Below are 21,678 nucleotides of genomic sequence, written 5' to 3' on the forward strand. Positions count from 1 at the left end.
CTCCTTAATCCTCATCTGTCGGTGCTGTCTGGTCGCTTTCGATTTCCCTGTGGTTATACAGCTCTTTCAGTTCCTCAATGGGCTTGGCCGCCACATCTTCAAGCAACTGGGTAAAGTCCCCGTGCTCGATGTCCTTTACGCGCTGGGTAAGGTGTTTCGCCTCCGGTGCGATATATTTTCCGGTGAGCCTGCGCGCGAGAACCGCCACCTGCGGATGCGAAATCTCTGCAGGGCAGCGGGCGGAACACGCTCCGCACATCACACAGTCAAACGAAAGCTCCGCGCATTTTTCGTACTCGCCACGCTGAGCATGCGCGATATATTGCATTACTTTTAAATCCTGCGTGCATGCCTTGGTGCATGCATTACAGCCGATACACTTATATATTTCCGGATAAAGCTGCATCATAATCTGCTCGTCCGGACGTACTTTCTCGATATCGTAAAGCGGTTTTACAATCGGGAAATACGGCAGGGTCGCAACATACATATTGTCCTCCACCGTAGTCTGGCACGCCAGGCAGAACTTCAGCGTGTTATCGCCCTTGATGCGGTAGATCGTCGTGCACGCCCCACAGAAGCCATTGCGGCACCCGCATCCGCGCACGAGCTTGTATCCCGCGTATTCCATTGCCCCCATAATGGTAAGGCCCGCTGGGACGCTGTATTTCTTTCCAAACAGGAAGATGTTTACCATTTTCTCCATAACCCTCTCTGTCTCTCCTCTCAATCAGTATTCGTCCGGCAGTTCTTCGAGCTCGTCGCAACGGAAAACCGGGCCGTCCTTGCACACATATTTGGAACCAATGTTGCAGCGCCCGCACTTGCCGACCCCGCATTTCATTCGCAGCTCCATCGTCGTATAAACCTGTGTCTTATCGAAACCGAGCTCTCCGAGCGCGCCCAGAACGAATTTGATCATAATCGGCGGTCCGCATACGAGCGCCGTCTTGTCTGTGGAAAAGCCAATCTCTTTCACATAGTTTGGCACAAAGCCCACATGGCCGTCCCAGTTCTCCTGTTCGCGGTCGATCGTAAGATATACGTTCACATTTTCCGCATTCGACCATTCGTTTTTGATTTCATTGAAATCCACAAGGTCTTCCTTGGAACGCGAACCATATACAATATCAATTTTCCCATAGTTTTCACGGTAATGCAGCACATAATTGATCACCGAACGCAACGGCGCAAGGCCAATACCCCCGGCAATGAACAAGAGGTCTTTGCCGCGGAGCTCCGTTTCCACCGGGAACGCATTACCGTACGGCCCGCGAATCGTGATCTGCTGCCCGACGTCCATCTGATGCAGCCAATCCGTAAGGCAACCGCACTTTTTGATGCTGAATTCCATAAATTCCGTGTTGGTGGGCGATGAAGTAATGGAAAACATCGCCTCCCCCACCCCCGGGATGGAAAGCATCGCGCACTGCCCGGGCATATGCTTAAACACTACGCCTCCTTCGGGTGACACCGCGCGGAACGTCTTCACATCCGGCGTATCCTTCCTGATGTCCGTAATGACCCCGATCTTCGGGATCAGTGTATCTTCTCTCATACCCATACCTTATTCCTTCGCCTCCGATCCCAAAGCTTTTACCACTTTTACAATATTCATGGAAATCGGACATTTTGCGACGCAGCGGCCGCAGCCCACGCACGAATACATCCCGTCGTTGTTGGCAGGAAAATACACGAGTTTGTGCATGAACCGCTGGCGGAAACGTTCTACCTGGCTCTTGCGCGGATTGCCGTGCGCCATACGCGTGAAATCGGAATACATGCACGAATCCCAGCAGCGGTAGCGCCGGATCTCCTTTCCCGTATCGAAATCACGAATATCATAGCATTGGCAGGTCGGGCACACATAGGTGCATGTCCCACAACCAAGGCATGCGCGGGAAAGCTCCGCCCACTTTTCGGATCCAAACAGCTTTTCAGTCGCGTTTCCGTCGATCCCCGTCAGATCGAGGTCCTTTAACGGAAGCCTTTCCATGACGGCCTTCGTCTCCCGAACAGCCGGCTCGATCTCCGCTTCATCTGCCGCTTCAAGCAGGGAAAGCCCGGAAAGAAACGCCTCTCCCTTCTCCGTTAAAGCCTTTACATAGAGGCTGCCGTCCGCGATCCATGCGGAAACATCTCCGCCCGGCCGTGCCGGGTCAATTCCAAACACCGAACAGAAACACGTTTCCTCCGGTGCGGAACACGAAAGCGTTACAACGATACCGTTTTCCCGCCGCGCCTGGTAGTAGGTATCCACCGGCTCGGAGAGAAACACCCTGTCAAGGACATCCATCCCCCTTGCGTCACATGCGCGCACCCCAAAAACGACAAATTTCTCGTCCGGAGCGTCCGGGGCGTCTACGGAAATTTCTTTTCCCCGCATTTTGAAAGAAACGAGGTCTTCGCTTTGCGGAAAAAACAGGTCCTTCGGGGATTTTACAGTATGAAGCGCATGAAGGTCTGCCTCTGCGCCTTCCTCCCATTTTCCAAAATTGACTGCGCCTTTTTTCTTCATGGGAAGGTACAATGCCCGCTCTGCCGCAATTGCGGAAAAAAGCTGTGAAATGCGGTCCATCGCTATTTTCTGCATCAGTTCTTCCCTCCTTTGATGGCGCCGGGCTCCACATCGTCCTGCGTGTAGTCCACCAGCGGCCACGCGGAACTATCGTCCGCACCGGCCTGGTATTCGCCATAATTTTCATTGATGTCATGAATAAACTTTCGATTCAGAAGATGCAGCGGAATTCCCTGCGGACATACGCGGCTGCATTCTCCACAATCCGTACACCGGCCAGCCACATGGAATGCGCGGATAATATGGAACATGTTTTCTTCAAACGTATCCACATTCGCTTTGCTGCTGACGCCCGATGCATCGTTATCAAACACGCACTTCAGGCATGAACACGCGGGGCATGCATTCCTGCACGCATTGCAGCGGATACACCTCGAAAGCTCGCTGCGCCAAAACTCAAACCGCTCGTCCGGCGTCATCTGCATGAGCTTTTCAACCATGCCAAAACGGTCGTGCTTCCTCAGTTCTACCGGCGCCGAATCTTCAGTCACATCGTCCGAAACCATATGCTCCGGGCCCTTGCAGGCCATACAGCGCTCGAGCAGAACGTCGTTTAATTCACATTCTTTTTCTCCATACATTGTCTGCACGATGAGTTTTCCGCCGTCCTCCGTGATGCGTTCGATTCCCTTGATGCCTTTTGCGTTCAGTTTTTCCACATCCGCAATACCGTGGCATGGAATCCCCAGCACATAAACCTTTTCCCGGTCAATCCGGTGTTCTTTTATAAGCTGGTTGAAACTATACGTATCACAGGGCTTTAAGAGCGCAAGCACCCTGCCCTCTTTTTTGCTCTCCGCAATGAGATATTTACTTAAATTCGCGCCGCAGAAACTGTTGTATACGAGGCTGTCCAGATTTTCCGCCGTGAAAACAGCAGGCGTATTGTCATAGCAATATTCGCCTTTTTCCCAGCCAAGCACCCGGTCCACCGTCCCGTCCGCAAGCAGCGCGCGCGCTTTTTCCTTGATTGCTTTTTCTACCGCTTGCATCTCAGATCCTCCAGTCTCTTATTTTCACCCAAATTATGGATGGTCTCTACAAATTCATTCATCACCTGTGCAAAACGCTGGCCTTCGGCCGCCGACACCCATTCCACGCGCGTACGTCCCTTTTCAATACCGAGGTATTCGAGCATACTGAACAGAAGCGCCATACGGCGGCGCGCATAATAGTTGCCCGTCGAATAGTGGCAGTCTCCTGGGTGGCACCCATTGATAATCACGCCGTCCGCACCGCGCTGGAATGCCCGCAGAATAAACAAAGGATTCACTCTGCATGAGCAAGGCACGCGGATAATTTTTACGTTGGCCGGATAGTTGAGGCGGCTTGTACCCGCGAGGTCGGCGCCCGCATAGCTGCACCAGTTGCAGCAGAACGCGACGATCAAAGGCTTAAATTCGCCTGTTTCCTGCTTTTCTACCTGCATATCGCATCCACCTCCGCCATGATCTGTTTATTTGTGAAGCCCTTGAGGTCCATCGCTCCGGACGGACACGTCACCGTGCACGCGCCGCAGCCCTGACATACAGCCTCATTGACCTGCGCCACCCTGCGCGTCTCGCGTACGCCATGGTCGTTGATCTCTTTTTCCACATATTCGATCGCGCCGTATGGGCATACGTTCTGGCAGGCCGAGCAGCCGTTGCACAAAAGCTCGCTTGCACCCGCTACGCACGGATTGCACGTCAGCTTATCTTTTGCCAGCAGTCCGATAACCTTAGACGCAGCCGCACCTGCCTGTGCAACCGTTTCAGGGATGTCCTTCGGTCCCTGGCATACACCCGAAAGGAATACGCCCGCCGTTGGGCTTTCCACCGGACGCAGCTTAGGATGCGCTTCCGTGAAGAAATCGTTGGTATCCATGCTGGCCGTGAGCATCGTTGCGAGGGGGCGGGCGCTCTTGTCCGGCTCAATTGCCGCCGCAAGAATCACCATATCCGCATCGATATGCATTTGTGTGCCGCTGATGAGGTCGGAGGCCTGCACCTTAAGCACACCGTCTTCCTCCGCGACCTTACCGACCATTCCCTTGACGTAATTTACACCATACTGCTCTACTGCGCGGCGCTGGAACTCGTCAAAATTTTTCCCCGGCGTCCGCACGTCGATATAAAATACGTAAACTTCTGTGTCCGGATATTTCTCCCGCACAAGCATCGCATGCTTCGCGGTATACATGCAGCATATTTTGGAACAATACGGCTTTCCGCACTCCGTAGTATCGCGTGAACCCACACACTGCACGAACACCAATGTTTTCGGATGTTTTCCGTCCGACGGCCGAAGCAAGACACCCTTCGTCGGGCCCGCCGCGTTCATCAGCCGCTCAAATTCGAGGCTTGTTACGACATCCGGGTTTTGGGAATATCCATATTCGTCAAAATCATCCATGGGAATCGGATTGAAGCCCGTCGCCGCGATGATCGCGCCATATTCCCGCGTAATGATTTCGTCCTGCTGTTCAAAGTCGATCGCATCTGACGGACAGCTCTTTTCACACAGGCCGCATTTTCCCGTCTTATAGTGGATACACGCACTGTGATCGATGACCGGAACATTGGGCACAGCTTGTGCAAACGGCACATAAATGGCGCTGCGGGCATTGAGCCCCATATTAAACTCGCTTTTTGCCTTTTTGGAAGGGCATTTCTCCATGCACACACCGCAGCCCGTGCACAGGTCTTCCTTCACATTCCGCGCTTTTTTGCGGATATCCACAGTAAAGTTGCCGACAAAGCCGGACACCTTCTCCACCTCGCTGTACGTATACAGGTGGATTTTCTCATGTTGCGCCGCATCCACCATTTTAGGCGTCAGGATACATGCCGCGCAGTCAAGTGTAGGAAACGTCTTATCAAGCTGCGCCATCTTTCCGCCAATGGTTGGCGATTTTTCGACGATATCCACTTCATAACCCGCATCTGCAATATCGAGGGCTGTCTGGATCCCTGCGATACCGCCGCCAATGACAAGTGCACGCTTCACAACCGGGCTTTCCCCCGCAATCAGCGGGGCGTTGAGGTTCAGTTTGGCAATTGCCGCTTTCGCAAGGATGATTGCCTTTTCTGTCCCCTCCTCTTTATCCTTATGGATCCACGAGCACTGCTCGCGGATATTTGCGATTTCGACCATATACGGGTTAAGACCCGCGGCCGCGGCCGTTTTACGGAAGGTCGCTTCGTGCATCCGCGGCGAACATGAACAGACTACGACGCCCGTAAGCCCATGCTCTTTGATTGCGTCCTTGATCTTCGCCTGCCCAACCTCGGAACACATATACTGGTAATCTGTGGCGAGAACGACCCCCGGCTCATTTTTGACCGCTTCAGCGACCGCCGAGACGTCTACGGTTGCCGCAATGTTGCTTCCGCACCAACAGACAAAAACTCCTATTCTCTGCAAGAAAAACTCACTCCTCTCGTCGCAGCACGCCCTTTTGCTCGATTCGCCCTATCGTGCGAATCTCCGCCTCTTGGGCGGCTGCTCCTCTACCCCACAAAACTCATTCGCTTCGCTCATTCGAGATTTTGCGGGGCCCCATTCTTTTCATCTTTCACAAAGTCCGCTCTGCTCCGTTTTGCTCCGCAAAACATCCGCCCGAGCTTTGCATACCTTCGGTCTATCCAATCATGCTTCACTTCCGTTCGCATTCTTGGAGCCTCAGGCGTCCCTTGTTCCTACTCTGCATACCTTCCATTTGCCAATCGCCTATGGCTCTTGGAATGTCAGGCATCCTCTGCCCCAATGAACTCACTACGTTTCCTCCAGAGGACTTTCTACGCTCGCTTCGCTCGGTATGCTCCGCGATCTTTCGCCTGCGGCGAAATTCACCTTGCGAGTTCATCGGGGGCCCCATTCTTTTCAGCACGCCCTTTTGCTCGATTCGCCCTGTCGTGCGAATCTCCGCCTCTTGGGCGACTGCTCCTCTACCCCACAAAACTCATTCGCTTCGCTCACTCGAGATTTTGCGGGGCCCCATTCTACTGCTTTATTTATTACTTTCCGTATTTCCTAAAAGCACTGGTGATTGCCTGCTGCGGCATATTCTCATCCAGCTTTTCCGGAATGTCCTGTGCATTCAGGTGATTGCCGCCCTTCTCCCGAATCACAAGCAGTCGTACCGCCTCGATCAGCTTTGCCGGCTCCACGCCGCGCGGGCAACGCTCCATACATGCAAAACAGGAAAGGCATTGCCACAGGGATTCCGACTTCATCAGCGGTTCGATATTACCCTTTTTGACCATTGAAACAAACTGGTGCGGATGGTATTCCATCTCATCGTAAGCCGGGCATGTCCCCGAACATTTCCCGCACGTCATACACTTTCCGGGATCGACGCCGCTCATCCGCAGCACCAGTTCCTTGCGTTCCTTTTGTGCATCCGTCACTGCGCCTCGCCCCCTTCCTTAAGACCCAGCGCCTCCGCGAGCAGTTCCGTGAAATAATAGACCGAAACGCCCGTTTCCCCGTTGTTTTCTTCTAAATTATATTTACACAGGGGGCACGCCGTCACAACGGCTTCCGCCCCGTGTTTGGCCGCCGAATTCAAAACCTTTTCGCTCATTTTTTTCGGCGCCTGCTTGTCTTCCACCACCACATATCCGCCGCAGCATTCATTGCGGTAAGGATACTTTACCGGAGTGGCTCCAATCGCCGCAATAAAATTTTCGATGATCGACGGATTCTCCGGGTTGTCAAACTGCATTTCTTTTGCGGGACGCAACAGCAGGCACCCGTAATAAGCCCCGATCTTCCTGCCTTTGAGCGGGTTTACCACATTCTTTTTCAGCTCGTCAAAACCTACGCGGTCGCGCAGCATTTCAAGATAATGCAGGACGCTTGCCTCTCCTGCATATTCCTCGTCGAGCTCCAGATAACGGTTCACCTTCATGCGCATATCGTCATTGGATTTCATGTCTCCGTTTACACGTTTCAGCACATGGTGGCAAGCCGAGCACAGCGTAATAAGCTCGCTGTCCGCCGCTTTTGCGTCCGCCAGCGCACGCACCGCTGAAAGTTTTGTTGCAATTTCATCACTTGCCATCGGATAAACCGCCCCGCAGCACTGCCACTCAGGCAGCTCGCAAAGTTCTACCCCAAGTGCCGCTGCAGATTCCCGCGCATATTGATCCAGGTCTTTGGCCTTTGTCTTTAAAGTACATCCCGGATAATAACTAAATCTCATGTTTCCAGTTGCCTCCACATTCATGCCGCCTTTTGTGCGGCTTTCCCTGATTCATACAGACCTGTTGCAGCCATAGCGGATAACAATACCGCCGGTCACACCATTTCTTCCGGATGGAATACCTCGTCAAACTTTTCGGGCGTAAGGAACCCAAGTTCCACACAGGCTTCTTTCAGCGAGATATTCTCTTTATATGCTTTCTTCGCCGTCTTGGCCGCATTGTCGTAGCCAATATACGGGTTGAGCGCCGTTACCAGCATCAGCGAATTATGCAGGTTATGCGCCATTTTCTCCTTATTGGCCTGAATACCTGCAACACAGTTCTTGTTAAAGGACGCGATACCGTCCGCAAGAAGCCGCACGGATTGCAGGAAATTATAGATACACACCGGCATAAATACATTCAGTTCAAAGTTTCCCTGTGAAGCCGCCATCCCAACCGCCACATCGTTGGCCATCACCTGCACGGCAACCATCGTCATCGCTTCGCACTGGGTGGGGTTCACCTTGCCCGGCATAATAGAGCTTCCCGGTTCGTTCTCCGGAATAAAAATTTCTCCAAGACCACAACGCGGGCCGCTTGCCAGCCAGCGTACATCGTTTGCAATTTTCATCATATTCGCAGCAAGCGCTTTAAGCGCGCCGTGCGCGAACACCAGGTCGTCCTTGGATGTAAGCGCATGGAACTTGTTTTCCGCCGTCACAAAATCTTTTCCCGTGAGCAGCCCTACCTGCTTTGCGATTTCTTCTGCGAACCCCTCGGGCGCGTTGAGGCCTGTACCCACTGCCGTGCCGCCAAGCGCAAGCTCTTTCAGACCGGGAAGCGCCACCTCCAGCATCGCCTTTGTTTTCTCGAGCATGTTGCGCCATCCACTGATTTCCTGTGAAAACGCAACCGGCGTCGCATCCTGCAAATGGGTGCGGCCACTCTTCACGATGCCTTCGTTTTCCTTTTCAAGCCGCTTCATCGTTTCAATGAGCGCATCCATCTGCGGCATCAATTTATCTTCGATCCCAAGCACTGCGGCAATGTGCATTGCCGTCGGGAACGTGTCATTTGAGCTTTGTGATTTATTTACATCGTCGTTCGGGTGCAGCAACTTTTCCCCTGCGATTTCATTCCCGCGGTTGGCGATCACTTCATTGGCATTCATATTGGACTGCGTGCCGCTGCCTGTCTGCCATACCACGAGCGGAAAATGATCGTTAAGCTCGCCTGCAATCACTTCATCACACGCCGCCGCAATCGCGTTTTTCTTTTCTCCGCTGATCTTGCCGAGATTGAAATTCGCAATCGCCGCCGCCTTTTTTAAAATTCCAAATGCATGCGTAATCTCGCGCGGCATCACCTCGCCGCCGATTTCAAAATTCTGTAGGCTGCGCTGCGTCTGAGCCGCCCAATATTTATCCGCCGGGACTTTCATTTCCCCCATCGAATCCCGTTCGATACGATATTCCATATAGTTTCCTCCGATCAGATATTCACCTGTTTGATAACGTTCTTAAGAACATCCGCACTGTGCTGAAGCTTTTCGAGTTCCTGCTCCGTCATCGCGGGAAGCACGTTTCCGCAGATCCCCTGCGGCCCGAAAATGAACGGGATCGAGAGGCATACGTCATCGATGCCGTATTCCCCATGCAGCATAGAGGAAACCGTCATCACGCGGTTCGAGCTTCCAAACAGGCAGTCCACGATATGGCATACCGAAATGGCGATGGCATAGAAAGTCGCGCCTTTGCGCTCGATGATCTTGCCGCCCGACGTGCGGATATATTGCTCAATTTCTTCCGGATTAAGTTTTGCCTTAATACGGCCGGTGTAGTTAAACCCGCCTTTATCATCCAAAATCTCAACGCTGCCCACGCGCGCAGTGGACCATGGGACAAACGAGCTGTCCCCATGCTCGCCCATGACGTAAGCATGGATGCTCTTCTGGCTGATGCTGAGATACTCGGCAAGGCGCGAACGCAGGCGCGCAGTATCGAGAATCGTTCCCGAACCAATGATCCTGTTCTCCGGCAGGCCGGATACTTTGCAGAACGTATAAGTAAGCACATCCACCGGATTGCTGACAAGGATATACATCGCGTTTGGCGCATGCTTTACAATCTCAGGTGCAATTTCGCGGATAACGTCCACATTTGTCTGTGCGAGGTCGATCCTGGACTGCCCCGCTTTTCTCGGCATACCCGACGTAATAACAACAACGTCCGAGTCTTTCGCATCTTCATATGTGCCCGCATAAATTTGTATAGGCGAACAAAACGGCGTGCCCTGGCGGATATCCATCGCCTCTCCAAGAGCCTTTTCGGTATTGACGTCGATCATTACGATCTCGGAAGCGAGCCCGTTAACCGCCATCGTGTACGTGATCGTGGAACCGACGCTTCCAGCGCCAATGATCGTTACTTTCCTGCTCATTACTGCATCCTCCTAAATTTGTTGCGTTTGCAAACATAAAGGCTTACGCCTTTTCATAACTTCCCTGTTCAAAAAAAGCAGGCATTCCGCGCCGCTCATAATCCGCGGTGCGTACGCCCTCTCTTTTTGACTGCGATACCTTTTCTGCATGCCGGATATCCCGGGACCACATAGAGCCCAAAGCGTCCTTTCCCCTCACGCTCCAGGCTACCTTCAAGCCACCCTGTTTGCCTCTTTGCAGTCATCCTATGGCACGCTCCCCATGCGTATCATGCACCAAAAACAAAGTTTGTGTATATTTTAACAAATTATAGCGTTCTTGTAAATACTTCCACACCTTAAAAGGCATAAAGTTCATGATTATTTAACGCGATATTGTCTTTTTTTTCACAATTTAACATTTTATACGTAACCAGGCTGCCCCTTATAACATGTTTTGGCTTTTCCCTCCCGGAATGCAAAACGGGGCTGTTTCACCCGACATGAGACAGCCCCCTTTTATTTTCGTCAGGATTCGTTTTTCTCTGCGATAGCACGCTTCACCTGTTCGGTAAACGCAGGCAATATCTTCGTCACATCGCCCACGACACCATAATCCGCCACCTCAAAAATAGGCGCGTATTCATCCTTGTTGATTGCAATAATAAGATCGGAATCCTCCATGCCCGCAAGGTGCTGGATGGCTCCCGAAATACCGCATGCAATATAAAGATTCGGGCGAACCGTCTTTCCGGTCTGGCCGACCTGCCGGTCTTTCTCTACCCATCCCGCATCTACGCACGCGCGTGAAGAACTTACCGTAGCGCCATTGCCAAACGCTGCCGCGAGGTCTTCAAGTAACTGGAAATTCTCCGGGCAGCCCATCCCGCGCCCACCGGATACGAGTACTTTCGCATCCTGGATATCCATTTTATCGCTTACTTTCTTTACAATATCCAGAATTTCCACATTAAAGCTTTCCTCCGGAAGTTCCACCTTGTAATTTTCAACCTTCGCAGAAGATTCCCCGGCAGGATGGATGCGCTGCATCACACCCGGGCGGACAGTTGCCATTTGCGGCCGGAATTCCGGACAAATAATCGTCGCCATAATATTGCCGCCGAAGGCGGGACGCGTCATACGCAGGTTTTTGGTTTCCGGGTCAACTTCAAGTCCTGTGCAGTCCGCCGTAAGGCCGGTATGTACGCGTGCCGATACGCGCGGCGCAAGGTCCCGCCCGATTGCCGTCGCGCCATAGAGCACGATTTCCGGCTTCTTCTCCTGGATAATTTGCGTAAGTACATGCGCATAGGGTTCCGTCATGTAAACCTTAAGTCCCGGATCATCCGCAAGGATCACATTGTCCGCGCCGTAGCGTCCAAGTTTTTTTGCCATATCCCCAATCTCCGAACCGAGGACGACCGCCGTCACTTCTGTTTCAAGGTCCTTGGCAAGCTCTTTTGCCTTGCCGACCAGTTCGAGCGACACGCCTGCGAGTTTATTGTCTTCCTGCTGTGCGAATACGAATACGCCCTTATAATCTTGTATATTCATAGTATCACCACTTTCCGTCACAGTACGAATTTACTGCGGAGCGAGTCCATCAAAAATTCGACTGAATCCTGCACATCTGTGTTAACCACTGTTCCCGCCGCTTTAAGCGGTTTGGTGAACGATTTCCACACACGCGTAGGAGATCCTTTGAGGCCAATGTTCGAACGGTCTACATCGAGATCCTCAAGCGTCCAGATTTTGACTTCCTTTTCGTGATATGCATCCCAGATACCCATAGGGGTCATATACCGGGGTTCGTTCAATTCCGCAAGCGCCGTAATAAGGCACGGCATTTTTGCCTTGATGATATGATAGCGGTCTTCATACTGCCGCTTTACGACAATGCTGTCTCCCTCGACCTTGATTTCTTCCGCATAACTGATGTTTGGGAGGTGGAGGTGCTCCGCGATCTGCGGTCCAACCTGCGCCGTATCCCCGTCAATTGCCTGGCGTCCCGTAATAATCAGATCGAAAGGCAGCTTCTTCACTGCCGAGGCAAGGGTAGAGGAAGTCGCCCATGTATCTGCCCCGCCAAATGCCCTGTCCGTAATCAGGATCGCTTCATCGGCGCCCATTGCAAGCGCTTCCCGCAGGGCAACGTCCGCCTGCGGAGGCCCCATGGAAATAACGCTGACCTTCGCACCTATGGAATCTTTTAATCTCAGGGCCGCTTCAAGGCCCGCTTTATCGTCCGGATTAATAATGGAGGGAACGCCCTCTCGAATGAGCGTACCCGTTTTGGGATCGAGCTTTACCTCGTTCGTGTCCGGTACTTGTTTGATGCAAACAACTATATTCACTGTGTTATCCCTCCTGCTTTACTTCAAAACCGCGCCGGAGATGACCATGCGCTGCACCTCGCTGGTGCCTTCATAAATTTCGGTGATCTTTGCGTCACGCATCATGCGTTCCACCGGATATTCCCGCGTGTAACCATAACCGCCCATCAATTGAACGCATTTCGTCGTCACTTCCATCGCCGTTTCCGCCGCAACGAGTTTCGCCGTCGCCGACTCAACCGAAAAACGATCCATTGTGTCTTTGGCAATGGCCGCCCGGTAAACGAGAAGTTGGGCCGCATCAATGCGCGCTTTCAGGTCTGCGAGTACAAACTGCGTATTCTGGAATTTAGAGAGCGGCTTGCCAAATTGCTTACGTTCTTTTACATAAGCCACCGTTTCATTAAACGCGCCTTCCGCAATGCCAAGCGCCTGCGCCGCAATACCGATGCGTCCGCCGTCGAGCGTTGCCATGGCGATTTTGAATCCCTGGCCTTCTTTGCCAAGCAGGTTTTCTTTGGGCACAATGCAGTTTTCCATGATAAGCTCTGCCGTCGCGCTCCCACGAATCCCCATTTTACGCTCTTTTTTGCCGACTGAAAAGCCCGGGAAATCCTTTTCAACGATGAATGCCGAAATGCCGTGGTTTCCCTTGGATTTATCCGTCATGGCAAAAATGATGTACGTATCCGCATATCCCGCATTTGTAATAAAGATCTTCGTACCGTTCAGCACATAGTGATCGCCTTCCAGTACCGCTTTGGTTTGCTGGCCGGAAGCATCCGTCCCCGCACCGGCTTCGGTAAGGCCAAATGCGCCGATCTTTTCTCCCTTTGCAAGAGGCACGAGATATTTCTGCTTTTGTTCCTCAGTGCCAAATTGCTTGATGGGGTTTGAGCCAAGCGACGTATGCGCGGATACGATTACGCCTGTTGTCCCGCATACCTTGGAAAGCTCTTCCACGCACATAATATAGCTGAGCGTATCACAACCCTGTCCACCGTATTCTTTGGGGAAGGGTATGCCCAAAAAGCCATATTTCTTCATTTTTTCTACCGTCTCGACCGGGAAACGTTCTTCTTCGTCCAATTCCTCTGCGAGCGGCTTCACTTCATTTTCAGCAAAGTCCCGAAACAGGGTCCTCAGCATCTGATGTTCCTTGCTTAATGTGAAATCCATATCGTTCTCCTAATCGTTTTGATCCGGTTTTCACGCAGAATTCCGGATTCAGCGTATACGGCGCGTGCACAGGGCACGGCTCATTATTCCTATTTCCTATTTGTTCCTGCGGTATGAGGATGCAATCCCCATTTCCCTGCGGTATTTCGCAACCGTCCGCCGGGCGATTTTCGCCCCCCTGTCCTGCAGGCGCTCCGTGATTGCGTTATCCGAAAGCCCCGGTTCCCGCGCAAGCATTTCCCGGATGCTCCTCCTGATATAATCTCCGCTTACGTTTTTTCCTCTCCCGGAAATGCTTCGGGAGAAGAAGCTTTTCAGCGGAAATATTCCATCTTCACACATCAGGTATTTCCCCGCGACAGCCCTGCTGACCGTGGACGGATGTACGTCGAGTTCCCTGGCAACGTCGGCCATTTTAAGAGGACAGAGCGGCTCTCCCACCAGAAAAAAGGCTTGTTGTACCAGTATAATTTTTTCCGCTACGCGGCGCAGCATCGTTTTCCACAGCTCCACGGATTGAACGATCCGCTTTGCCATGGCCCGGCGTTCCTGCAAATAGGCCTTTGTTTCGCTGTCCAGATCGCAAAGCTCGTACGCGTCGTTGACAAACGGCCGGATAATTTTACGTTCGTCAAGAATGACGCGAAGCGCATCCCCCTCTTTTTCCACCAGGATTTCCGGATACACATATTGCGCCGCCTCTTCCTGTGGAATATTGGAAACGCCCGGCCTGAGTGAGCGAAGCAGCGCGCAGTATGCACGGCTTTTTGCTGCCGGGATTCCCAGTGCCAGGGCAATGCCTGCATAGTCCCCCCGCGCAAGTTCCTCGAGGTAATCTCTGGCAATCCGGTAGGGCGCGTCTTCTTTTTCCCCCATACGTTCAAGTTGCAGACACAAGCACTCAGAAAGGCTGCGCGCCCCTACCCCCGCAGGATCCAACGACTGTACTGCGGCAAGCGCATGTTTTGCCTGTGTGCCATTCAACCCGCAAAGCCTTGCAATATCTGCAAGGGATTCTGTAAAATATCCCCGGGAATCGAGCGCGTCAATGATTTCTTTGGCCGCCCGAAGTTCCTCTTTTCCAAGCTTTTTGAGGTCAAGCTGTCCGAAAAGTTTTTCCGCGAGCGTTTCCGGCGCAGCCTTTTCATAGGATTCCCCATAATAGCCCGCCGCGCCCGGAAACAAATCCCGCTCCTGCCATTCCGGCTCCCGCGCTTCAAGAACAGGATTTTCAAGCGCCTGTTCCCGCACATATTCATTCAACTCCCATGCGCTTTTCGAAAGCAGGAACAGCGCCTGCTGCATCTGCTGGGATGCAATCTGCGACTGGACCTGTTTCTGTTCAACCGAAAGCCGCATATCCTACAGCGCTCCCCCCGGTCTTTTTGGGAAAACACCTGCCGGCATTCCGTTTGCTCCGCAAAAGAATCGCCGAACCACAACGGTTCCGCAGCCCACGGCCCGGCGTCCCTTGGTTTGAAAACACATTGTTTATGCCCAGATTTCTTCGTCCGTCGGGATCTTCTTGTCCTTATTGTAAAGTCCGATCTGCGAAACGTTGATCAGGTGCGTATAGTTGAGGTTCTCGGAAATACTGTTGTTCCCCCAGGAACCGCACCCGAGCGTCGTCGTAGGCGAAAAACCATTTGTAAGCGCCCCGCCGGCCGTCGTGGACGAAGGCTGGTTGACAACGATACGGCTCACCGGCATATACTCGCCGACCATACGTACATGTTCCATATCGTTCGAATGGATGGAGCAGGTATGGCCTTTTCCTTCATAGCACAGGTTTTCATATGCCGCGCTCATCGCGTCGTCAAACGTATCATATGGAATAGCGATCATGAACGGGCACATTTTTTCCTTGCACAACAGGTCCGCCTTGCCGCGTCCGCGTGCCTTCAGGAGGACGACCTTCGTACCTTCCGGTACGGAAACGCCCGCAAGGGAAGCAATTTTCTGGACGCTCTGGCCAACCACGTCTTTGTTGATTACGCCGTCCGGGAAAATCGCTTTGGCAAACTTCTCTACCGCGTCCGCATCGTCAATATAGTAAGCGCCGTTCTTTTCGAACGCTTTAATTACCGCGTCGTACTCATCGTTTGGGATCATTACGCACTGCTCGCCCGAGCAGATAATGCCATTATCAAATTTACGGCCTGCAATAATCATAGACGCCGCTTCGTCATAGTCAACGCCGCGGTCGATAATAACCTGTACGTTACCCGGTCCAACGCCAAGGGCCGGTTTTCCGCTGGAATATGCGGATTTCACCATTCCGGCTCCGCCCGTCGCCACAACGACGTCCGCCGTCTTCATGACTTCCTGCGTCATGTCGAGCGAAGGATGCTCGATCGTCTGAATCAGGTCTTCCGGCAAGCCCAGCTTTTTGAGCTCCGCACGGAACAAGTCCACAACATATTTGTTAAGGTCGCTCGTACGGGGATGCGGCGCAATTACAATCGCATTTTTACCTTTGAGGGCAAACATTGCATTGCACATCGGCGTTACCACCGGGTTTGTAACAGGCGTTACAGCGCCCACAACGCCTTTCGGCTTCGCTACCTTGATGATGCCCGTTTCCTTGTTTTCTTCAATGATGCCATAAGACTTCTTCCCCTTCAGGCTGTTCCAAATGCATTTGGATTTGCCTTTGCATTTGGCGATCTTGTCTTCCACCACACCCATGCCAGACTCTTCCACCGCGCGCTTTCCAAGCTCTTCCGCGCGGTCGTAAACCACCTTGCCGATTGCTTTTACCGCCGCGTCTACCTGCTCCTGGCTCGCATTCTTCTCGTACTCGGCCTGCGCTTGATGCGCACGTTCGAAAATTTCTGCTACTGTTGCCATTTCAAAATCCTCCTAAATAAAATATTTCATTAAATTTATATACAATTTCACTTATATTATTATAGTGGTTTTCTGCCGGAATTCAAAGTTATGTAACTAAAAAAATTGATTTTATCTTTTTTCATCAATCAGATATTTTTATCTTTCCAAACACCGTATTTGCTAAAAATTTGCTTCTTTTGAACTCCAGAATACTCAATAATACTCCAGAATACTCACTACATACCAATGACATCAGATACTACATGCATGGCTTTTTCTTTCTCTGTGGTTGACTCGCAATATATGTTCGCCGTTGTGTTGATGTTGGTGTGCCCCAGCAAAGTTGAGATTGTTTTTAGGGATATTCCATTATTGAGACATATTGTAGCGTAGTTATGTCGCAAATCATGCATGTGTATAGCTGGCATATTATTCTTTTTAAGTAGACTTACTAGCTTATTTCCAAGTGACGTTAGTGATACAAAAAGAGGTTTCTCTACATCCTGCTTATCATGAAACAATAATAATTCTTTACTGTATGGAAACCCTTGGCTCATACTTCGTCTAAATCATCGTCCTCGTCGTCTGTAAAGAAGGCAACAGATGCTTTAAAGAGGTCTGTTGATGCTTTGAAGAAGGCGATCGATGGTTTAAAGGATGAATTGGATGCGCTAAAGGACAGATCGAACGAGTTGGAACGCGCACAAAAAGGTGTACTCAAGGTTCTCGATAAAGAGATCGAAAGGTTAAAAGAACAACGTGATCTGGTTGAGGAGACCTATGATCTAAAAATAAAAGCTATAGATGATGAGATAGATCGCCTTCGTAAAAAGAAAGAAGAAGAAGATTTAGCTCTTAAATTGCAAAAGGCCAAAGATGCTCTTGAAAATGCAAGAATCAACAAAACCCGCAGGGTATATTATGCTGACCAAGGTTGGGTATGGGAAGTTGATCAGGATAAGATTAACGATCTTCAAGAGGAAATTGCCGACATTGAGCTTGATAATAGTAATGCTCCCACAAAGGGTATGAATGATGATTCAGTAGCGATTGTAGCCCTCGGAAACTACGAGGCAACACAAATGCCTACAGAGCAAAAAGAAGCCTTAAAACGAGTCGTACGCGATGTGGTACAACATTATGCTATCACAGATATTAGAGGTCACTATGAAGTAGCTGGTAGAGGGTACACGGATTGCCCCGGCCAATACTTCCCTCTTGAGGAGGTTCGTGCCTATGCTTTATCCGGAAATGAAGTGATTGAAGTGCAGCCTGATCCTGCACCGGTTCCCAGTCCTGCCACTTCTTTTGTATTGAATCGGATTCTGAAATTTACAGGCGACCTGTCTGTGCAGCATGACTTAATTCCTGTGCAACGTAATTTGATTGCACTTGGATTTTCGTGCGGACGGCAAGGCGCAGATGGTAAATTCGGTGATGACACGCGTAAGACCGTTGTTGCCTTCCAGAAGTCTCGTGATTTATCTGACGATGGAATTGTTGGGCAATATACTTGCGAAGCTCTAGGCGGCTCGTGGCAACCTAAAACGGCTAATCCTAACTATCGATTCACGTTAACAAAAATTTTAAAGGTTACTTCCCCGCTTATTAGAAATAGTGATGAAGTACGCGCAGTACAACGTACATTGATTGAATTTGGATTTGGTGTAGGTAGCAATGGTGTAGATGGTATTTATGGAAACGATACTAAGAATGCTGTTGCAAAATTCCAAAAGGCCAGAGGTCTTACGGAAGACGGCGTTGTTGGAGAGAACACCTGCAAGGCTTTTGGAGGCCGTTGGGATGGCAATTAAGTTTTGACTACCTAAGTAGTGATACTCACTCCTTTTCTATATAGAAATAGGGTATATGATTAATTTCATATACCCTATTTTTTACGAATTTGTATTACAATTATGCTTTTTTTCGCTTTTTCATATAGACCGCGAAAAGCAGAGTCCCTGCACAAACAACAGCCAAGACAACATAGGGTGCTAAATTAGCAGAATCTCCAGTTTTGGGTCTGTTGTTTCCTCTACTTTCATTTGAACCATCCTGACCGGTATATTGGTTGATAAAGCTACACGAATCCACTGGTTTTTGGGCTGCATTGGTGACGACTCGCGTTAATTCAAGCTGTCCGTTTACCTCATTGACCGTATCGGTGATGGTATAGACCGTAGTATCGTAAGTATAATCGTTTTCTCCCCTGTTCACTTCTGCGATAGTATAAAAATAGGTACCAACTTTAGTATAGCTCCATGTGCCGAAATCTTCCTCACCGGAGCCTACTATGGTCATGGTTTTGACACCGTTTACACTGCCGTCAGGCATTGGCTGCGCGGGATCATCCGCCGTGAGCGTAAAGTTGAAGATGCCCGCTTGGGAAGGATTACCGGAAACTGCTTTTTTTACGGGCGGGTCTACCATTAGGGTTGGATCAGTCGGTGCAAGTCCGAAGCGCTGGGTAAACACAATTTGATCTGTTTTAGTTCCATCCTCCTTCACGATAACAACTTCAGGTACCAAGTTTGTACCGGATTCCCGCACATAGACCCATACCGTATATACCTGCTCGTCGAGGGTATAACCTGTCCTGCTTGGCGTTTGATCAAGCCGAACTTCATACTGGAATATGCCCGAATGCGTATAAGTGATTGGGCCAAGATTCAGTGTATCGGTACCTTGTATGATGAAGCTTGCATTAGCAGGTACAGCGTTTCCCGGTTGAACCGGCGTGAATGAATAGCTAAACCGGTCATCGATTCCAGCACTCGCACCGGATTGCTCGAACACTTGCTCAATTTGAATTGTTTCCTGCACCGGGTTTGCAGCATAAGCACTTTGTGAAAAGGAAATCGACAGCAAGCCAACCAGCACCGCCATACAGCACATCGCTGCCTTTTTTAACACCTTCATTTTGTATTTCCCCTTTTGCTTCTTTTCCTATGTATATATATTACGATGATGAGTGCGAGCAGTACTGTGCCCGCTAAGACCCAGCCCCATACCGGAACGCGGCTTAAAAAGCCTTGCTGCGTTTCTGCCCTGATGTGCTCACCTTCTGTTATTTCCGATGTAAATCTATCCGCAAAAACCTCATCTGAAATTTTTGCCGCCAATATATCCCGCCCGTTCGTCGTATCGAGCGAACACGTGCTCAACAGCACGATCCTGTCCTGTATATCCACATCCACCTCGCGCGTGTGGATCGCCTGCGTCAGCAGCATATCCAGATAATCCCGCTGTGCTTCTTCGCCTTGGATATTGGACGTGAACGTCAATGCGTCGTATACGTCCGTATGCACAAACGCAAAAAATTCAAGTCCGTGATCTTTTCCTTCGTAAAACAGATTGCCGTGGGGATGGTTTAAAAAGAAGCTTTCCTCCGCAAAGTTGCCGAGTTCGCCAAACATGGCCTGCTTTTCCATATGGTGCCCATACAAAATGCTGTTGAAATCGGCAAAGTCCTGCCTGTTGCCGCTATCCAGAAAAATGGCACCTGAAAGGGAATATTCGCCGCGAGCGTTGGTGTTCACATACTTCATATTATCCGCCCCTTGGACAACCGGATAATCTATCTTGGTTTCATAGACAGTCAGCCAACCGAATACCTCGCGATTGATGTCGCGTAGCTCTTCAAAGGAAGCTGTATCTTCTTCCGCCGGCTTATATACCTCATATTGCTTTGCGTCTGCCTCTGCATAGACCAGATTGGAGTCCCACATGGCATAGCAAGCCGTGGCAACGAGCAGTAGAATTGCGACCAATACCATCCAATTGACGATGCTATCTACAATTTTAACTGCCTTTTTTCCGATGCGTTTGGCTGCTATGCCCATGCAGGTTCCTTTCATAATCTAATTGTTATTGTTCTGCAAATTTTATACTTTATTTTTTCGTTACTTATTTGTGCTCTGCCGCACGTTTGCGGGATTTTATTACTACGAACACCACCAACGCGCCTGCTGCGAGGACAAGGATGAGAATGAACGGAAGGTTGTTGATGATGACTCCTGTAGGCGTAACCGTTTGGTAAGCATTTGTGTAGGCCGCTGTATTTGCGCCTGCATCAGAAATTCGCTGCGCACCTGTAGACGCACCGGGAATTGCTTGTGGTGTGCTGCCGCCTGTTGTCACAGAGATTGACGGCGTGTAGCCTGCTGCGGGGGTTTCTGTTGCCTGATACGTCGAGCCATACGGTACATCACTGAAAACAATGCTTTGACCGTGCTTCAAATTTACTGTGGCCGCCGTGCCGGAGGTCATCTCAAAATAATCTCCATGCGTCGGATCGGTCAGTATTGTTCCACTGAAGTTTGCGGCATCTGTTACCACAGTACCACCTTCTACAATATATACTTTGTAGGTTGTTCCGTATGTTCCCGTGGATGGATTTGTTGCTGTTACGCTAAAGGGAAAATACAACGTGTGATCGCCATAATCACCCGTCACAGTTTTACTGATGGAAGCCACGCCACCTGCCGTTGGTGGTACGACCACCACGTCTTTAGTGAGTGTGTTGGTGAATAGGACTTTATCCGCATCGTAGTCTATTTTACCCGTGCTGCCACCGGTTTGATCTGCTGTGGTCGCATTGAAGCTGATCCCAGTTACAAATACGGCGCCGGGCGTCGTTGGATGATTTTGCACAAAGACGCTCATTTCATAGATTGCGGGAGATTTCGTCATGGTCGTACCCGTTAAAGTCGGCGGAGTAGCCTCTTCAATTCGGTATACATATACGCCTGCCGCTGTGAATGCGGTGCTGCCAAGGATATTCGCAGTTCCCGTGACTGTTTTGAGGTCACCCGCCGTTGTCGTAGCGGCTTGACCGGCAGTATAAGAAACCGTGGGAGCGGTAATCGCCGGCATGGCGGCAATAACGGGGCCAGTGCTATTTCCATCTTTGCTGACTTTTGTTATGTTGAAGGTGAAAGTGATCGCCGGAGTTTCCAGTCCGTCAGGCATAACGAAATTTTTCGTGATTTGGGCTTCTGCCGGGGAGGCCGGTGTTCCGGGAATCACATCCGCGGCAAGCGCAGGTACCGCAAGACTCATGCATAATACTGCGGCAAGTGCCACCGTAATCAGCACTTTAAAAAATGATCTCTTTTGTTTTTTCATATTTGTACTCCTTGATATTTGATTTGCATTATTATCTATA

Annotated in this window: 20 protein-coding genes; 1 reads left to right on the forward strand and 19 read right to left on the reverse strand. The window is 50.7% G+C overall.

Features of this window, described 5'->3' with window-relative positions; all coding sequences use genetic code 11:
- Positions 1-4 precede the first annotated feature (4 nt).
- The 16 genes from H8S18_RS06755 to H8S18_RS15045 all read right to left on the reverse strand — a co-directional run bounded on the left by H8S18_RS06755 (position 5) and on the right by H8S18_RS15045 (position 17,068).
- The gene (locus H8S18_RS06755) at positions 5-706 is read right to left on the reverse strand and encodes a 4Fe-4S dicluster domain-containing protein (RefSeq protein ID WP_186857553.1); all 702 of its coding nucleotides are present in this window, start codon (positions 704-706) and stop codon (positions 5-7) included.
- A 24-nt stretch (positions 707-730) separates the two neighbouring features.
- Positions 731-1,558 carry an FAD/NAD(P)-binding protein gene (locus tag H8S18_RS06760; protein ID WP_186857709.1) on the reverse strand — a complete coding sequence of 276 codons (828 nt, stop codon included), beginning with the start codon at positions 1,556-1,558 and terminating at the stop codon, positions 731-733.
- 9 nt (positions 1,559-1,567) lie between these two features.
- Positions 1,568-2,593, reverse strand: a complete 1,026-nt coding sequence (locus tag H8S18_RS06765; protein ID WP_186857554.1) for a 4Fe-4S dicluster domain-containing protein — start codon at positions 2,591-2,593, stop codon at positions 1,568-1,570.
- A complete protein-coding gene (locus H8S18_RS06770) occupies positions 2,593-3,570 on the reverse strand; it encodes a 4Fe-4S dicluster domain-containing protein (RefSeq protein WP_186857555.1) in 978 nt (325 codons plus the stop codon). The genes H8S18_RS06765 and H8S18_RS06770 overlap by 1 nt, the downstream gene beginning before the upstream one ends.
- Positions 3,558-4,007 (reverse strand): hydrogenase iron-sulfur subunit, encoded by a 450-nt coding sequence (locus H8S18_RS06775; RefSeq protein WP_186857556.1) that lies wholly within the window; start codon positions 4,005-4,007, stop codon positions 3,558-3,560. The genes H8S18_RS06770 and H8S18_RS06775 overlap by 13 nt, the downstream gene beginning before the upstream one ends.
- Positions 3,998-5,983: a CoB--CoM heterodisulfide reductase iron-sulfur subunit A family protein gene (locus tag H8S18_RS06780; protein ID WP_186857557.1), complete on the reverse strand. Its 1,986-nt coding sequence runs from the start codon at positions 5,981-5,983 to the stop codon at positions 3,998-4,000. The genes H8S18_RS06775 and H8S18_RS06780 overlap by 10 nt, the downstream gene beginning before the upstream one ends.
- A 593-nt stretch (positions 5,984-6,576) precedes the next feature.
- Positions 6,577-6,927 carry a 4Fe-4S dicluster domain-containing protein gene (locus H8S18_RS06785; protein WP_186857710.1) on the reverse strand — a complete coding sequence of 117 codons (351 nt, stop codon included), beginning with the start codon at positions 6,925-6,927 and terminating at the stop codon, positions 6,577-6,579.
- 38 nt (positions 6,928-6,965) lie between these two features.
- Entirely contained in the window at positions 6,966-7,766 is an 801-nt protein-coding gene (locus tag H8S18_RS06790; protein WP_186857558.1) for a CoB--CoM heterodisulfide reductase iron-sulfur subunit B family protein, read from the reverse strand.
- Positions 7,767-7,861: 95 nt separating this feature from the next.
- Positions 7,862-9,226 (reverse strand): class II fumarate hydratase, encoded by a 1,365-nt coding sequence (fumC, locus tag H8S18_RS06795; protein WP_186857559.1) that lies wholly within the window; start codon positions 9,224-9,226, stop codon positions 7,862-7,864.
- A gap of 14 nt (positions 9,227-9,240) precedes the next feature.
- Positions 9,241-10,188 carry an L-lactate dehydrogenase gene (locus H8S18_RS06800; protein ID WP_186857560.1) on the reverse strand — a complete coding sequence of 316 codons (948 nt, stop codon included), beginning with the start codon at positions 10,186-10,188 and terminating at the stop codon, positions 9,241-9,243.
- Between the two features lie 507 nt (positions 10,189-10,695).
- Complete coding sequence (locus H8S18_RS06805) at positions 10,696-11,721, reverse strand: electron transfer flavoprotein subunit alpha/FixB family protein (protein WP_186857561.1); 1,026 nt, start codon at positions 11,719-11,721, stop codon at positions 10,696-10,698.
- Positions 11,722-11,738: 17 nt separating this feature from the next.
- Complete coding sequence (locus H8S18_RS06810) at positions 11,739-12,521, reverse strand: electron transfer flavoprotein subunit beta/FixA family protein (protein WP_186857562.1); 783 nt, start codon at positions 12,519-12,521, stop codon at positions 11,739-11,741.
- Positions 12,522-12,539: 18 nt separating this feature from the next.
- Complete coding sequence (locus H8S18_RS06815) at positions 12,540-13,679, reverse strand: acyl-CoA dehydrogenase (RefSeq protein ID WP_186857563.1); 1,140 nt, start codon at positions 13,677-13,679, stop codon at positions 12,540-12,542.
- A 96-nt stretch (positions 13,680-13,775) separates the two neighbouring features.
- On the reverse strand, positions 13,776-15,038 hold the full coding sequence (rpoN, locus tag H8S18_RS06820; RefSeq protein ID WP_186857564.1) for an RNA polymerase factor sigma-54: 1,263 nt from the start codon (positions 15,036-15,038) through the stop codon (positions 13,776-13,778).
- Between the two features lie 132 nt (positions 15,039-15,170).
- A complete protein-coding gene (locus tag H8S18_RS06825; RefSeq protein WP_186857565.1) occupies positions 15,171-16,529 on the reverse strand; it encodes an aldehyde dehydrogenase family protein in 1,359 nt (452 codons plus the stop codon).
- 218 nt (positions 16,530-16,747) lie between these two features.
- Entirely contained in the window at positions 16,748-17,068 is a 321-nt protein-coding gene (locus tag H8S18_RS15045; RefSeq protein ID WP_186857566.1) for a tyrosine-type recombinase/integrase, read from the reverse strand.
- Between the two features lie 72 nt (positions 17,069-17,140).
- Here H8S18_RS15045 and H8S18_RS06835 point away from each other — a divergent pair, with 72 nt between their 5' ends.
- The gene (locus tag H8S18_RS06835) at positions 17,141-18,325 is read left to right on the forward strand and encodes a peptidoglycan recognition protein family protein (RefSeq protein WP_186857567.1); all 1,185 of its coding nucleotides are present in this window, start codon (positions 17,141-17,143) and stop codon (positions 18,323-18,325) included.
- Between the two features lie 100 nt (positions 18,326-18,425).
- Here the strand turns inward: H8S18_RS06835 and H8S18_RS06840 are convergent, their stop codons facing one another.
- The 3 genes from H8S18_RS06840 to H8S18_RS06850 form a co-directional block, all read right to left on the reverse strand.
- Positions 18,426-19,430 carry a Spy0128 family protein gene (locus tag H8S18_RS06840; protein WP_186857568.1) on the reverse strand — a complete coding sequence of 335 codons (1,005 nt, stop codon included), beginning with the start codon at positions 19,428-19,430 and terminating at the stop codon, positions 18,426-18,428.
- Positions 19,427-20,353 carry a class B sortase gene (srtB, locus tag H8S18_RS06845; protein ID WP_186857569.1) on the reverse strand — a complete coding sequence of 309 codons (927 nt, stop codon included), beginning with the start codon at positions 20,351-20,353 and terminating at the stop codon, positions 19,427-19,429. Before srtB ends, H8S18_RS06840 begins: the two co-directional genes overlap by 4 nt.
- 64 nt (positions 20,354-20,417) lie before the next feature.
- A complete protein-coding gene (locus tag H8S18_RS06850; protein WP_186857570.1) occupies positions 20,418-21,638 on the reverse strand; it encodes a DUF7601 domain-containing protein in 1,221 nt (406 codons plus the stop codon).
- Positions 21,639-21,678: the final 40 nt, after the last annotated feature.

Source organism: Christensenella tenuis (assembly GCF_014287795.1).
Taxonomy (GTDB): Bacteria; Bacillota; Clostridia; order Christensenellales; family Christensenellaceae; genus Christensenella; species Christensenella tenuis.

Bases quoted from the DNA above. Each gene is read 5' to 3' on its own strand.
- H8S18_RS06760 (WP_186857709.1), bottom strand. From the start codon at position 1,558: ATGAGAGAAGATACACTGATCCCGAAGATCGGGGTCATTACGGACATC.
- H8S18_RS06770 (WP_186857555.1), bottom strand. From the start codon at position 3,570: ATGCAAGCGGTAGAAAAAGCAATCAAGGAAAAAGCGCGCGCGCTGCTT.
- rpoN (WP_186857564.1), bottom strand. From the start codon at position 15,038: ATGCGGCTTTCGGTTGAACAGAAACAGGTCCAGTCGCAGATTGCATCC.
- srtB (WP_186857569.1), bottom strand. From the start codon at position 20,353: ATGGGCATAGCAGCCAAACGCATCGGAAAAAAGGCAGTTAAAATTGTA.
- H8S18_RS06775 (WP_186857556.1), bottom strand. From the start codon at position 4,007: ATGCAGGTAGAAAAGCAGGAAACAGGCGAATTTAAGCCTTTGATCGTC.
- H8S18_RS06850 (WP_186857570.1), bottom strand. From the start codon at position 21,638: ATGAAAAAACAAAAGAGATCATTTTTTAAAGTGCTGATTACGGTGGCA.
- H8S18_RS06825 (WP_186857565.1), bottom strand. From the start codon at position 16,529: ATGGCAACAGTAGCAGAAATTTTCGAACGTGCGCATCAAGCGCAGGCC.
- H8S18_RS06815 (WP_186857563.1), bottom strand. From the start codon at position 13,679: ATGGATTTCACATTAAGCAAGGAACATCAGATGCTGAGGACCCTGTTT.
- H8S18_RS06805 (WP_186857561.1), bottom strand. From the start codon at position 11,721: ATGAATATACAAGATTATAAGGGCGTATTCGTATTCGCACAGCAGGAA.
- H8S18_RS15045 (WP_186857566.1), bottom strand. From the start codon at position 17,068: ATGAGCCAAGGGTTTCCATACAGTAAAGAATTATTATTGTTTCATGAT.
- H8S18_RS06790 (WP_186857558.1), bottom strand. From the start codon at position 7,766: ATGAGATTTAGTTATTATCCGGGATGTACTTTAAAGACAAAGGCCAAA.
- H8S18_RS06800 (WP_186857560.1), bottom strand. From the start codon at position 10,188: ATGAGCAGGAAAGTAACGATCATTGGCGCTGGAAGCGTCGGTTCCACG.
- H8S18_RS06755 (WP_186857553.1), bottom strand. From the start codon at position 706: ATGGAGAAAATGGTAAACATCTTCCTGTTTGGAAAGAAATACAGCGTC.
- fumC (WP_186857559.1), bottom strand. From the start codon at position 9,226: ATGGAATATCGTATCGAACGGGATTCGATGGGGGAAATGAAAGTCCCG.
- H8S18_RS06840 (WP_186857568.1), bottom strand. From the start codon at position 19,430: ATGAAGGTGTTAAAAAAGGCAGCGATGTGCTGTATGGCGGTGCTGGTT.
- H8S18_RS06785 (WP_186857710.1), bottom strand. From the start codon at position 6,927: ATGAGCGGCGTCGATCCCGGAAAGTGTATGACGTGCGGGAAATGTTCG.
- H8S18_RS06765 (WP_186857554.1), bottom strand. From the start codon at position 2,593: ATGCAGAAAATAGCGATGGACCGCATTTCACAGCTTTTTTCCGCAATT.